Here is a 13157-nt window from a genome sequence, read left to right on the forward strand (position 1 = left end):
ACTTTACAGCAGATTTTTTATATCGTTTTCAAAGCTGCAATAAGCAAATCGATATCTTCTTTAGTATTATAATGGCTGAATGAAATGCGCAAACTTGGTTTCTTTAAATCGTCATTCGAAAGCATTTCGGCTAATACATGAGACGGTTTTATACTCCCGGACTGGCAGGCGCTACCGCGGGAAACTGCTATCCCTTTCATGTCTAAATGAAACAAAATCATCGCTGTCTTTTCGTCTGAAAAAGGCAGTAAAACATTTAAAACCGTGTAAAAACCATCGCTATTCCCATTAATTTCGAAACCTGGAAAATCAATTTCAAGCTTGGTAATTAAATAACTCCGCACTTCAGAAATGTGCTTTCGTTCCGTTTCTAAATTGGTGTATGAAAGTTCCAGAGCTTTTGCCATTCCTGCAATTTGATGTAGAGCCTCAGTCCCGGCGCGCAATCCTTTCTCTTGTTCGCCACCAAAAAATAAGGGTTGCATTCCTGAATTTTTTCGAATAAATGCAAAACCAACGCCTTTAGGTCCATGAAATTTATGCGCACTGGCCACGATAAAATCTATAGATAAATTTTGCAAATCTATGCCGGTTTTCCCTATGGACTGTACGGTATCCGAATGAAACAAAGCACTGTGCTCTTGACAAATACGGCTTATTCGTTCTAAATCTAAAACAGTTCCAATTTCATTATTCACATGCATCAAACTGACTAATGTTTTCTTATCCTGTGATAATAACTCTACTAAATCAGTAATATCAATTGCTCCATTTGGCTTTATTGCTACATAATCAATCTGAATGCCATACTCTTTTTCTAAAACTAAAGCCGTGTACAAAACCGCATGATGCTCGATTTTACTGGTAATGATTCGTTGCACTTTCAAGTCCTTAACGGCTGACCGAAGAATCCAGTTATTGGCCTCGGTACCACAGGAAGTAAAAATTATTTCCTGCGCAGTGGCATTCAGGTTTTTGGCAATTGACTTTCTGGAAAGCTCCAGAACATTTTTTGCAGAACGCCCTAAGCTGTGCGTTGAAGATGGATTTCCATAATCTTCCGTTAATACTTTAGTCATTTCCTGGATTACTTCGGGACGAATAGCAGTTGTAGAAGCGTTATCGAGATATACTTTTTTCATTTTTTAAATTATAAAATTATTTTAAAACTGGTATTTCTGAAGGGACGAGTTTTAATTTTCGGGGAAAAAGCAGTTTTTCATTAAAAACAACAATTGAAACCAAAATCAGCAAATAAGAAAACAATTGAAGCGAGCTAACCTGCTCGTTATAATAAAATATAGCCAACAAGAAATTAATAATCGGGTTAATATAAATCATAATTCCCACCGCGGAAGAGTTGATTCCTTTGAGCGCATAGAGATTTAGAAACAAAGGGATAATCGTAAAAAAAAACACAATCAGGAACATGTAGCCGTAAAACAGAGGCTCTACAGGAATTGTTCCACTGTATTTTGGATAAAAAGGGAGCAGTACAAGTGCCGTAAAAATCAATTGAATCGTCAGGCTGAGGAATTTATCTAAATCATTATTTTTACGTTGACTCACTAAATACAGCGCATAAGTAGCAGCCGTAATAAGACTGTAGAATATATCCTGAAAATGATTAAAGGATAATAAAACGCAACTAAATACACTAATTAAAACAGCAATCCACTGCCATTTGCTCAGCGTTTCTTTCAACATGAAAAAGGCAAAAACAGTTGTTACAATTGGACAAATTAAATACGCCAACGAAGCCGCATTTACACTTACGTGATTCATCACATAAATGTAAACAAACCAGTTTGAGGAGAGAAATATACCTCCGCCAAGTGTTAGCATAACAACACTCTTCTGTTGTTTGGGAGGTATCGTCTTGAAGTGATTCCAGTTTTTACGCATTACATTTCTACGGAAAACAACATTGATCAACACCATGGTAATGGCACTAAAAAACACTCGGTAAAATAATATATCCAGCGACGGATAATTGTGTAAAGGCTTTAAAGCAAAACTAAAAAAACCCCAAACAAAAAAAGCTAAAAAAGCAGCCGAATAATATTTGTTAAGTCTCATCTATCGTATTAAATTTAGACAAAGATACTGATTTCAATCGGCTTTAAATTCTCACTATCTTTCAATTTTACAACTATAAAACAGGTACTTTATCACTTAATTGATAGTTGCTAAAACACAATATCCTGTTAAATAATCTATTTTTAAGCGGTTATGCATTTGGAATAAATTAAAAATTCTATTTTTGTTTTAAATTTTATAAAATGAAAAGAATTGTTAGCCTGTTGGTTTTTGCATTGCTCCTAAACGGATGTGATGATGGAGATTTAATTCAAGAAACCATCACTTTTGAAGATGTAGCCACACAAAATTGCACGACAAATGGGATCATTTATAAATTAAAAGATAGCGAAGCGTTAATTCTTGAAATAAAAAATGTTGTTTTTCCGACAGAAACAAGTGTGCAAGAACTGGATATCAATGGTACAAATCGAGTTTTTTACCGTTTTTATAACGGAACTGTCACAAATGCTACAATTTGCGAAAGTATTCCTCCAGCAACACCTACAGTTACAGGCCAATGGACCGCAACTGGCGGGACAATTGTAATAACTACAACGGCAATAAAACCCCTAAATCCAGATGATAACAGTACTAAAATTACAGGATACAATCATAATATAACGTTCAAAAACATCACTTTTGATAAAGGAAACGGAACGCAAGTGTACGAAACATTCTTTTTTGGAGACTATCAAATAGCAGCAACACCGCTGCCTTTTAGTTTTAATAAAACACTGGAACAATGTGCTACTTCCAAACAATTATACGATTACAACAGCAGTGAAGCGCTAATTCTGGATATTGATGCCAGTTTAATCGTGAATGCCGTAACACCGCTGAACACTCCTAGAACCGGATTGATAGGCGACACAGAAAACAAACTGACGTATCGTTTATTCTCTGGCTTGGTTACAGGAAATTATTTTTGTAATACTACTTTTCCTACTACTCCGACATTTAGTGAAGAATGGATTGGAGTGTCAGGAATAGCAAATACCAGCGGTATTATAGAAGTAACAACTACAACAAATGGATCAGGTTTTAGACATACTGTAGTGCTGAAAAAAGTAAAAATGAAGAAAGGAAACAGTGATTTTATTCTAGGTGATGCTTATATTTATGGAGATTTATTGACTACCAATTAGGGGCCAAAAAACTTATATTTCAGATAAGAAAAAGTTGTTTTCAAGGCTACAAAAATGGTCTTATTTAAGATGATTTCTCCATTGAAATTTACTTAAATTAGACCCTTTTTTTTTAATTAAAAATCCAAAAATGAACTTACATGGCATTTTGTTTAATGAAAACTTCTGTTGCTCCTTGACCGTATTTTTGATAATTACCTTCTTGAAAAGCGATGTTATCATACCGTCCCAATAAGAAATCCAGCTCTGCTTTCAAGACTCCTTCCCCGACTCCATGTATAAAAACAATCTTTGGAATGCGATTTTTAATCGCAAATTCAATATGGCGTTTTGCTGTTTCAGTCTGTAGCGTCAGAATATCATAATTCGACATTCCGCGTTTATTAGGTACCAGTTTTTCAATGTGTAAATCAAATTCAGGAGCTGGAATTTCGTGTTTAGATTTCCTTTCTTTTACAAAACTACGGGGTTTTGGGATCTCTTTCTCTTTTGCAATTTCACTTACATTTATTCTTCTGATTGAATCCATTAAGTTACTGGAATCGTTTATTTTAAGTAATTCATTGACAATAAATGTCATCGTAAAACCATCCTCCGTTTCTATCGTAACCTGCTGGTCTTTGACTGACAACACTATCCCATTCATCGCTTCATCCAGCACGGAAACTTTATCTCCTTTATTGAACATTTTCGTCTTCTTTTTCTTGATTTTTACTCGGAGTTTTAGCACTCAACTGCATCATTCCAATCATAAAAACTACAATTGCAACAACCATGATGTACACGTTTTTTTCGGCACTCACCTGCTCGTATAAAGCAACTGTGATGGCGAGAATCATTATGGGGATTATATATTTTTTCATCTTTTAAAATATCAGATTCCAAAAGTACTGAATTTAAAATTACTCTATTTACTCTTGATAAAATTTCTTACTTTTACGTATACTTGTAAAAAAGAAAAAAAATTGAATATAGAAAAATACATGCTCCCGTGTTTCAGTAAAACACTCTTTGGAATAGAGTGTTTGGGCTGTGGTTTTCAGCGAGGATTTTTATTGCTTTTACAAGGCGATTTTGGAGGTGCCTTCGATAGGTATCCGGCAATTTTCACGACCTTATTATTTCTGGGAATTCTGGCTTTGAATTTCATAGACACCAACAGAAACTACAAAAAAATAATTATCGGCGCCGCTGTCCTTAATGGTGTTTTTATGATTGCAGGGTATTATTTTAAACACTACTAATGAGTTTCTTTTTATCCCCTTTACAGCAACAACAATTATTTGATTCGGGCTAGGATATCATTCATCATTTCGATTTGTACTTTCTGAATTTCAATTAATTCTTCTTGCTGATGCATAATCAAATGATCCAGTTTTTCATGAAGCATTCTGATTTCAAGTTCTGATTTCAAATTAATCATATAATCTTTTTTAGCTCTTTCCCGATCTTTTTCTTCCTGACGGTTTTGGCTCATCATAATTACCGGTGCTTGAAGTGCAGCCAAACAGGACAAAATTAAATTCAATAAAATAAATGGATACGGATCAAAACCTTTATTCAGCAGAATATAAATATTAGCCAAAATCCACAACAAGATAAACACCCCAAAAAGAATGATAAATTTCCAGCTTCCGCCAAAAGCAGCTACCTTGTCTGCCACTTTTTGCCCTACGGTTCGATCACCATTTTCATCCTCTACAGTATTCACCAGCGATTTATCTTCGCTTAAGGAACCGATTACTTTAGCCTCCAGATTAGACAATTCCCCTATTTCGACCAATAAATAATTCGAAATATATTTTTCCCGATACCTATTAAGTTCACTTATTGCTAATAATTTATTGGCATCAAAATCAGGATAATCATTTTGAATAAGTGCTAATATTGGGTTCCGTATGGTCTTAGCAGCTACTTTATCCGCTATTGGGAATACCTTTTTAGAAATGTCACTTATAAAAGTCGAATTACTTTTCATAGCTAGTTATTTATTGGCTAATTTAAAAAACACTTCTATCGAAACTAATAATCAATTTGTATACCTTGAAAATATAAACAGTCTAGCAATAGCTGTTTATATCTTAAAATTGTAAAAAAAGCTATTGATTTAATTTTTATTAATTCCAATTAACGGATATAACAAAAATTTCAATTGCATTCAAAAGCGATAAATTTAACAAAAATGTAGCAATAAACAAGATAGCTTTATTGACTAAAAACAAATAATCCAAAATTGTTCAATACCTTTACCATTCGTTTTAAAAACCATGAAAATGCCACTGAATTATAAAAATATTCCTTTCTGCTATTGTTGTTGCTATTTTTAAAATAAGCTTGTTAAAAATAGTTTTTATAAACGAATACTTATCAAATTTAGTCAATACTCGGATTATTACAAATCAAACACAACACACCCAATAGCATGAAATCTCAAACAATACTAGATTTAATAGGCAATACACCTTTAGTTGAATCTACCCATTTGATACAAAATGACAAGGTAAAACTTTTACTGAAACTCGAAGGAAATAATCCAGGCGGAAGCATAAAGGATCGTGCGGCATACAACATGATCAAATCAGCATTAGAAAGAGGAGAAATCAAAAAAGGAGACAAGTTAATTGAGGCAACCAGCGGCAATACCGGAATTGCTTTGGCAATGATTGCCCAATTATTCAATATCGAAATCGAATTGATACTGCCGGAAGATTCCACTATAGAACGTACGCTTACTATGCGTGCTTATGGAGCTACGGTCATTCTAACGCCTGCTGACACCGGAATAATTGGTTCCAGAGATTATGCTGATAAAAAGGTAGCCGAAGGCGGATACATAATGCTCAATCAGTTTGCTAATGATGACAACTGGAAAGCACATTACAAAACCACAGGTCCGGAAATATGGAATGATACGGAAGGAACGGTAACCCATTTCATATCAGCAATGGGAACTACAGGGACAATTATAGGAACGTCAACGTATTTGAAAGAGCGGAATCCAGAAATTCAAATTATTGGTGCGCAACCCAGCGACGGTTCGCAGATTCCGGGAATCAGAAAATGGCCTCAAGAATATTTACCTAGAATTTTTGATGCTTCAAAGGTAGATACCATCATTGAAATTTCGGAACAGGAAGCACGTGCTATGACCAAACGTTTGGCACTTGAAGAAGGCATTTTTGCAGGAATGAGCAGTGGCGGTTCCGTGGCTGCAGCACTAAAAATAGCAAATACAATAGAGTCCGGTGTGATTGTCGCTATCATTTGCGACCGAGGCGATCGGTATTTGTCTTCCGATTTATTTGATTAAATACCAATACACTATAAAATCAACCTTCCTTTTCTCTATCTTTCGGATAAGAATGGAAGGTTGTTGCGTTTTACTGCACTACCACTTATTTACTGTTTTCAAAATTTCTAATCCGGTTACAAATGAAAAACATCCAATTTATTTACAGCATCTTATTTTTATCAATCGTTATGGGAGAAACAATACAGGCGCAGGACTGGCCAAATTTAAGCAAATACCAAGAGCAGAATGTTGCGCTGAAACCACCAGCAGCTGGACAACAACGAATTGTCTTTATGGGTGATTCCATAACCGAATTCTGGAGTGCAACCAATTCTGAATACTTTTCAGGAAAACCATATATAAATAGGGGTATTAGCGGTCAAACAACCCCGCAAATGCTCATCCGTTTCAGAGCTGATGTTATTGCTTTACAGCCAGCCGCAGTACTCATTTTAGCAGGAATCAATGATATTGCCGGAAATACAGGCCCCACAACATTAGATAGGATTGAAAACAATATTATTTCGATGGTTGAATTGGCACAAGCAAACCAGATCAAAGTTATTTTGTGTTCCGTATTACCCGCTTTTGATTTTCCTTGGAAACCCAATCAAAATCCGGCTGAAAAGGTTATGGAGCTTAATCAATTACTAAAGAAATATGCTGATGCGAATGGAATTATCTACCTGGATTATTTTTCGGCAATGGCCGATGAGAGCAACGGATTAAAAGCTGCCTATTCCGGTGATGGAGTACATCCTAATAAATTGGGCTATCAGGTAATGGCGCCTCTGGCTGAAAAAGCGATTGCGCAAGTTCTAGCAATGAAACACTAAAGCACAATTTTGTGCCTAAAATCTTTTCCTTTTCCCTAACTTTGAGAAAACTAAAAAAAATTAGATGAAATCAACCTCAATTCTCTGTTTGTTCCTACTATTATTCATTACTCATGCCAATTACGCACAAACCACCGTCGATGATCCCGAAATAAAAAAAATGGTGGCTGAGGTACAATCGGAAAATATGGAAGCTACGGTTCGAAAACTAGTATCTTTTGGAACCAGACATACATTAAGTGATACAAAAAGTACTACTCGCGGTATTGGCGCAGCGCAACGCTGGGTTAAATCGGAATTTGATAAATATGCTTTGGCTTCTGGCGGCAGACTAACTTCGGTTATTGACTTTTTCACCATCAAAGCAGATGGAAGACGTATTGCCACCGACAGCCAATTGGGTAATGTCATGGCAACCTTAAAAGGAACTGATCCTACGGACGATCGTGTATTAATTATAAGCGGCCATTTAGATTCCCGTGCTTCGGATGTCATGGATGCTAAAATTGATGCGCCAGGTGCTAATGACGACGCTTCCGGAGTAGCCGCCATGATGGAACTGGCCCGTATAATGAGCCAAAGAGAATTCCCTTTTACACTGATTTTTGTGGCTGTAGTTGGTGAAGAACAAGGATTATACGGAGCTAAGCATTTAGCGGATGTTGCCAAAGAGGGAAAATGGAATGTTATTGCCATGATCAACAATGATATGATTGGAAACAGTTTATCCAGCGGTACTTTATTACGAGACAATACTAAAGTGCGCGTTTTCAGTGAAACAATTCCATTCTTAGAGACAGAAGCCGAGTCAAAAATGCGTAAATCGACCAATCGTGATAATGACAGTCCATCCAGACAACTAGCGCGATACATCAAAACGGTTACCAATCAATATGTGGAGCAACTGGATATTAATTTAGTGTATCGCAACGACCGTTTCTTACGTGGTGGGGATCATACTCCTTTCAGTCAAAATGGATTTACAGCTGTTCGTTTTTGTGAAATGAACGAAAACTACGACCACCAACATCAAGATGTTCGAAAAGAAAACAACATCCAGTACGGCGATCTTGCAGAATTTATGGACTTTGAATACATGAAGAAAGTAACCTGTTCTAACTTGGCTACGTTCAGTAATTTGGCTTGGTCTCCAAAAGCACCAACAAACGTAGGAATTGAAGTAAAGGATTTGACTAATTTTTCTACTTTAGTTTGGACCGCACCTGAAGGGAAATCGGTTTATGGATACAACATTCTTATTAGAGAAACGGCATCCCAACATTGGGAAAAAACAATTTTTGTACAAGATACTAAAGCTGAAATCCCATATTCTAAAGACAATTTTTTCTTTGCTGTTCAAGCAGTTGATGCATTAGGACATTCCAGTTTACCGGTTTTCCCTTTGCCAATTCGTTAAAACACTAGAAGGTTTTAAACAATTAAAGTAATTTTTTATAGTCACGTTTTTATTAATGAATATTACTTGATGGTTCAACACAACAATAAATAAAAAAACGTTTGCTTATGCAAACGTTTTTTTTTATGTTTCCCATTTATAAATTAAGTATAAATGGTAAATATCAATGATCCGAAAATAATTAAATCAACTCTTTAAAATATTGCAGTAAAATACTGTCGTTTTTCAAGGTTGGTGTGAAAATTTCCAAAATACTTGGTTTTTCATTTTGAGCATACAAAGCAGTCAAACTTATTGCTAAACTCGCCTCATCACTGGCAATACAGTATTCAAAACCATACATTTTAGCCAAATGTTCCGCAGTTAAACAATGTGAAGTTTCAAAGAAGGTATTAAAAACCGGTGTTTCTTTGTGTCCGGGTAAAATCCTAAATATTCCTCCTCCACCGTTATTAATCAATATAATCTTGAAATTTTTTGGAATGTAATTGTTCCATAATGCATTGCTGTCGTACAAAAACCCTATATCACCTGTTATAAAAACCGTTTGTTTTTCATTGGCAACAGCCGCACCAATAGCCGTAGAAGTACTACCATCGATTCCGCTGGTACCGCGATTGCAATATACTTCAATTGAAGGATCAACAGCTACTAATTGCGCATACCGAATTGCTGAACTATTACTGATTTGCAATTGACTGTTCGTTGGTAAACACTGCATCACTTTTTCGAAAACTTTAAAATCTGAAAAAGGAATTTTGTTTAAATAAATATCACTTTTTAGCTTTCGCAGCACTTTAACCGCGTCTAATTGCTGAAAATAATTACTTTCTGTTGTTTTTGTAAGTGGCAAGAAAGTATCAAAAAAAACATTTGGGTCTGCTTCAAAATGTTTGGTCAAAGCGCCAAACGTGTCGTAAGCTCTTAAAGAATCAATATGCCAATGGTGTTTTGGTTTGTGTTTTCTTAAAAAAGCCTTGATTCGTTTTGAAACGACCATTCCTCCAAAAGTGACTAAAATTTCCGGACGAAAATTTTCAAAATCGGCATTCGTAAAAGGCGTAATTATTGTGTCTATAGTATTGATGAAAGTATCGTGATGCACGTTAGAAGTTGTTTCAGTCAGCACGACTATCGACACGTCTTTGGCGAAGGCCTCAATTATTTTTTGGTTGATAGCATTTGGGGCATTCACACCAACCAAAATCATTTTTTTAGTGGAATTGTTCCAAATTGTTGCAAATTCCGAAACGTCTTCTATGGAAATCGTCTGAGTCACTTTTGCGGAAGCGATACTATTCACTTCGATTGAAAGTTCCGAAACGGTTTCATACAATGGTTCTTCAAAAGGCGCATTGATGTGAACGGGGCCTTTTTGAGTGATGGCCGCATTGATCGCCGCATTGATTTTTAAATCATTTGCCACCAAAACATCCTCATGCAAATTAGCATTGTATAGCGAATGGTTTTCGAATACATTTTCTTGCCGAATCGTTTGGCCGTCACCAATATCAATCTTGCTTTGGGGCCTGTCTGCCGAAATCACAATCATAGGAATCTGGCTGTAAAATGCTTCCGCAAAAGCCGGATAATAATTCAATAAAGCCGACCCAGAAGTGCACACTAAAGCCGCTGGTTGCTTGGTTTGTTGTGCTATTCCCAATGCAAAAAAAGCAGCCGAACGCTCGTCAGCAATGCTGTAACATTGAAAAGCGGGATTGTTTACAAAACCAATTGTGAGCGGGGCATTACGAGAACCTGGAGAAATAATTATGGTAGTAATTCCTTTGGCCAAACAGATTTCAATAATGCTTTGTGCCAAAGGTATTTTAGGGTAAATCATTGTTTTAGTTTGAAAAAAACAAAGATACAAAGATGTGAAGGTTTTTCTCTAATCTTAAATAGTTTTCTTAAATTTGAAGCAAAATATATTCTTTATGGAAATCAAAATAAGACCGGCAGTTTTTACCGATTTAGATACAATATTGGAGATCATCAATCACCAAATACTGCACAGTACTTCGATTTATGATTATGAGCCCCGTGATTTTGAAACCCATAAATTGTGGTTTGAAGACAAAATAACTAATGACTTACCTGTTATTGTTGCTGAAACTGAAAATGGAACAATTGGGTACGCTACTTACGGAACTTTTCGTCATAAAATAGGATATCGTTTTACGGTAGAACATTCTGTTTATGTTGCGGAGGAGTTTTTAGGAAAAGGCGTTGGGAAATTATTACTGGCTGAACTAATTCAATTGGCAAAAAAACAAAAATACCATACAATGATTGGCGTTATTGACTCCGAAAATAAAGGCAGTATCGCTTTTCATAAAAAATATGGGTTTGAAACCGTTGGCGTTATTAAAGAATCCGGCTATAAATTTGATCGTTGGTTGAGTTCCGTTTTTATGCAATTGATTTTAGAATAATTGAATTTGTACCAGCATATAATAGTTTATTTATTAAACATGTTAGGCTTTAAAAAATTTATAACTTTAAGACTTGCCACTTTATAGTATATTTGCACAACTAAAAATTTCATGGACTACACCTTACTCTCCTCACCTTTACAGGGATTTACCGACTTTCGTTTTAGAAATGCCCAAAACAAACTTTTTGGAGGAATTGATACATTTTACTCGCCTTATATTCGATTGCACGGAAAGATGGTAATAAAACCTTCGTATGAACGAGACCTGCTTCCTGAAAATAATCTTGATTTAGAAGTTATTCCGCAAGTGATAACAAACGATGCCGATGAATTTTTATTTGTGGCCAAGTACGTTCAAGAATTGGGATATAAAGAATTAAACTGGAATTTAGGCTGCCCGTATCCTATGGTTACTAAGTCTGGTATGGGTTCCGGCTTGATCAGCAATCCCGATAAAATAAATACTATCCTTCACAGAGCGCATACTGAATCGGATATTATTGTCTCTATGAAAATGCGTTTGGGGTATGAAAACAGTGAAGAAATACTGGATGTTTTACCTATTTTAGATACCTATCCAATCAAGAACATAGCGATTCATGCGCGTATTGGCAAGCAATTGTACAAAGGTGGCGTAAATCTAGATGCATTCCAGCATTGTGTTGACAACACCAAGCATAAATTATATTACAATGGCGACATAACCTCCGTGGCTAAATTTCATGAAATGCAGCAACGCTTCCCAACCATTGACCATTGGATGATTGGCCGAGGATTAATATCAGATCCTTTTTTACCAAGTATGATAAAAAACAATACTTCAGAATATCCTGCAAACAAAATAGAATTATTCAGTGCGTTTCACGATACTTTGTATGCTATTTATAGCGAATCACTTTCTGGATCAACACATATTTTACTGAAAATGTACCATTTATGGGAATACTTTTCGGCTACGTTTTCAAATCCGCACAAAGTTTTAAAGAAAATAAAAAAAGCACAGAGTATTCGGAATTACGAAGCAGCTGTAGCTGAAATTTTCAAAAATGAAAAATTCTAAGGAAAAAAATAAACCATTAAGAAATTAAGAAAAACTAAGCTCTGATTCTTAATATAACTTAATTTCTAAATAGTTAAATTTAATCGAAGCTACATTAATACTAAAAACAGCAAAAAAAGAGATTTTCATTTGACTGAAAATCTCTTTTGATTATTTACATAATAATTAGCAAATTAGTTACATAAAATTATGCTTTAATCCAATTCAATACTTCCGGATCCGTTACTAATGTTCGTGGAGCGATCACTTTTTCTAATTCACCTTTTTCATTGATTAGGTATTTTTGAAAATTCCATTCTACAGTGGAATCTTGTAATCCGTTTTTAGATTTTTGAGTCAAAAACTGATAAATAGCCGCCATATCCTCTCCTTTTACAGAAACTTTGTCCATCATAGGAAACGTAACACCGTAATTCATTTGACAAAAAGTAGCAATTTCATCATTGGTTCCTGGCTCTTGTGACGCAAAATTATTAGCAGGAAAACCCACAATCACTAATCCTTTGTCTTTGTATTCTTTATATGTAGCTTCAAGATCTTTGTATTGAGGTGTCAGTCCACATTTTGAAGCCGTATTCACAATCATGATTTTTTTTCCTTTCAAAGAAGCAAAATCAAAACTGTTTCCTGATAAATCTTCTACTTTAAACTGATAAATGGTTTCTTTTGCAATTGGAGCTGTGTTCATATTTATTTCAGATTTTTTAGGTTGTGCCTGATTTTGGCAACTAAATAACAGTAAAGCGCAAGTAGCTATAAATACACTATTTTTCATAATTGAAATTTTTTATAAAATTAGATAAATATTTGTTTTGTCAAAGTAATTTTTTGTTAAACAACAGTTAAAAAAACAAGGAGCCTAACATTATAAAAATGCTAGACTCCCAA

Annotated in this window: 14 protein-coding genes; 7 read left to right on the plus strand and 7 right to left on the minus strand. The window is 35.2% G+C overall.

The features are described 5' to 3' along the window. Positions 1-17 precede the first annotated feature (17 nt). Both EKL96_RS11100 and EKL96_RS11105 read right to left on the minus strand, forming a co-directional pair. Complete coding sequence (locus EKL96_RS11100) at positions 18-1142, minus strand: cysteine desulfurase family protein (protein ID WP_126454500.1); 1125 nt, start codon at positions 1140-1142, stop codon at positions 18-20. 16 nt (positions 1143-1158) lie between these two features. Further along, positions 1159-2079, minus strand: a complete 921-nt coding sequence (locus EKL96_RS11105; protein ID WP_126462217.1) for an EamA family transporter — start codon at positions 2077-2079, stop codon at positions 1159-1161. A 203-nt stretch (positions 2080-2282) separates the two neighbouring features. On the opposite strand from EKL96_RS11105, the gene EKL96_RS11110 reads away from it, so the two are divergent. Continuing rightward, entirely contained in the window at positions 2283-3227 is a 945-nt protein-coding gene (locus tag EKL96_RS11110; RefSeq protein ID WP_126462220.1) for a hypothetical protein, read from the plus strand. Positions 3228-3363: 136 nt separating this feature from the next. Here the strand turns inward: EKL96_RS11110 and EKL96_RS11115 are convergent, their stop codons facing one another. Together EKL96_RS11115 and EKL96_RS11120 are read right to left on the minus strand one after the other, a co-directional pair. Next, a complete protein-coding gene (locus EKL96_RS11115; protein ID WP_126462223.1) occupies positions 3364-3915 on the minus strand; it encodes a Smr/MutS family protein in 552 nt (183 codons plus the stop codon). Then, positions 3905-4090: a hypothetical protein gene (locus EKL96_RS11120; RefSeq protein ID WP_126462226.1), complete on the minus strand. Its 186-nt coding sequence runs from the start codon at positions 4088-4090 to the stop codon at positions 3905-3907. The genes EKL96_RS11115 and EKL96_RS11120 overlap by 11 nt, the downstream gene beginning before the upstream one ends. Positions 4091-4192: 102 nt before the next feature. Between EKL96_RS11120 and EKL96_RS11125 the strand changes: the two genes are divergently transcribed. Further along, positions 4193-4471 (plus strand): DUF2752 domain-containing protein, encoded by a 279-nt coding sequence (locus EKL96_RS11125; protein WP_126462229.1) that lies wholly within the window; start codon positions 4193-4195, stop codon positions 4469-4471. Between the two features lie 35 nt (positions 4472-4506). Here EKL96_RS11125 and EKL96_RS11130 read toward each other — a convergent pair whose 3' ends face one another. Beyond that, the gene (locus tag EKL96_RS11130; RefSeq protein ID WP_126462232.1) at positions 4507-5205 is read right to left on the minus strand and encodes a DUF1003 domain-containing protein; all 699 of its coding nucleotides are present in this window, start codon (positions 5203-5205) and stop codon (positions 4507-4509) included. A 444-nt stretch (positions 5206-5649) separates the two neighbouring features. Between EKL96_RS11130 and cysM the strand changes: the two genes are divergently transcribed. The 3 genes from cysM to EKL96_RS11145 all read left to right on the plus strand — a co-directional run bounded on the left by cysM (position 5650) and on the right by EKL96_RS11145 (position 8772). Next, positions 5650-6537: a cysteine synthase CysM gene (gene cysM, locus EKL96_RS11135; RefSeq protein WP_126454514.1), complete on the plus strand. Its 888-nt coding sequence runs from the start codon at positions 5650-5652 to the stop codon at positions 6535-6537. A 122-nt stretch (positions 6538-6659) separates the two neighbouring features. Then, positions 6660-7355 carry an SGNH/GDSL hydrolase family protein gene (locus EKL96_RS11140; RefSeq protein ID WP_231507432.1) on the plus strand — a complete coding sequence of 232 codons (696 nt, stop codon included), beginning with the start codon at positions 6660-6662 and terminating at the stop codon, positions 7353-7355. 64 nt (positions 7356-7419) lie between these two features. Next, complete coding sequence (locus EKL96_RS11145; protein ID WP_126462234.1) at positions 7420-8772, plus strand: M28 family metallopeptidase; 1353 nt, start codon at positions 7420-7422, stop codon at positions 8770-8772. Between the two features lie 181 nt (positions 8773-8953). Here the strand turns inward: EKL96_RS11145 and menD are convergent, their stop codons facing one another. Continuing rightward, the gene (gene menD, locus EKL96_RS11150; protein WP_126462237.1) at positions 8954-10615 is read right to left on the minus strand and encodes a 2-succinyl-5-enolpyruvyl-6-hydroxy-3-cyclohexene-1-carboxylic-acid synthase; all 1662 of its coding nucleotides are present in this window, start codon (positions 10613-10615) and stop codon (positions 8954-8956) included. 94 nt (positions 10616-10709) lie between these two features. Between menD and EKL96_RS11155 the strand changes: the two genes are divergently transcribed. Beyond that, the gene (locus EKL96_RS11155) at positions 10710-11207 is read left to right on the plus strand and encodes a GNAT family N-acetyltransferase (RefSeq protein ID WP_126454520.1); all 498 of its coding nucleotides are present in this window, start codon (positions 10710-10712) and stop codon (positions 11205-11207) included. Between the two features lie 111 nt (positions 11208-11318). Continuing rightward, positions 11319-12269: a tRNA dihydrouridine synthase gene (locus tag EKL96_RS11160; protein WP_126462240.1), complete on the plus strand. Its 951-nt coding sequence runs from the start codon at positions 11319-11321 to the stop codon at positions 12267-12269. Positions 12270-12456: 187 nt separating this feature from the next. Here the strand turns inward: EKL96_RS11160 and EKL96_RS11165 are convergent, their stop codons facing one another. Continuing rightward, positions 12457-13044: a glutathione peroxidase gene (locus tag EKL96_RS11165; protein ID WP_126462243.1), complete on the minus strand. Its 588-nt coding sequence runs from the start codon at positions 13042-13044 to the stop codon at positions 12457-12459. Positions 13045-13157 lie beyond the last annotated feature (113 nt).

Source organism: Flavobacterium sp. LS1R10, from assembly GCF_003968825.1.
Classification (GTDB): domain Bacteria; phylum Bacteroidota; class Bacteroidia; order Flavobacteriales; family Flavobacteriaceae; genus Flavobacterium.

Excerpts from the sequence above, each read along its gene's own strand:
- EKL96_RS11100 (WP_126454500.1), bottom strand. The coding sequence starts at position 1,142 with ATGAAAAAAGTATATCTCGATAACGCTTCTACAACTGCTATTCGTCCC.
- EKL96_RS11105 (WP_126462217.1), bottom strand. The coding sequence starts at position 2,079 with ATGAGACTTAACAAATATTATTCGGCTGCTTTTTTAGCTTTTTTTGTT.
- EKL96_RS11110 (WP_126462220.1), top strand. The coding sequence starts at position 2,283 with ATGAAAAGAATTGTTAGCCTGTTGGTTTTTGCATTGCTCCTAAACGGA.
- EKL96_RS11115 (WP_126462223.1), bottom strand. The coding sequence starts at position 3,915 with ATGTTCAATAAAGGAGATAAAGTTTCCGTGCTGGATGAAGCGATGAAT.
- EKL96_RS11120 (WP_126462226.1), bottom strand. The coding sequence starts at position 4,090 with ATGAAAAAATATATAATCCCCATAATGATTCTCGCCATCACAGTTGCT.
- EKL96_RS11130 (WP_126462232.1), bottom strand. The coding sequence starts at position 5,205 with ATGAAAAGTAATTCGACTTTTATAAGTGACATTTCTAAAAAGGTATTC.
- cysM (WP_126454514.1), top strand. The coding sequence starts at position 5,650 with ATGAAATCTCAAACAATACTAGATTTAATAGGCAATACACCTTTAGTT.
- EKL96_RS11140 (WP_231507432.1), top strand. The coding sequence starts at position 6,660 with ATGAAAAACATCCAATTTATTTACAGCATCTTATTTTTATCAATCGTT.
- EKL96_RS11145 (WP_126462234.1), top strand. The coding sequence starts at position 7,420 with ATGAAATCAACCTCAATTCTCTGTTTGTTCCTACTATTATTCATTACT.
- menD (WP_126462237.1), bottom strand. The coding sequence starts at position 10,615 with ATGATTTACCCTAAAATACCTTTGGCACAAAGCATTATTGAAATCTGT.
- EKL96_RS11155 (WP_126454520.1), top strand. The coding sequence starts at position 10,710 with ATGGAAATCAAAATAAGACCGGCAGTTTTTACCGATTTAGATACAATA.
- EKL96_RS11160 (WP_126462240.1), top strand. The coding sequence starts at position 11,319 with ATGGACTACACCTTACTCTCCTCACCTTTACAGGGATTTACCGACTTT.
- EKL96_RS11165 (WP_126462243.1), bottom strand. The coding sequence starts at position 13,044 with ATGAAAAATAGTGTATTTATAGCTACTTGCGCTTTACTGTTATTTAGT.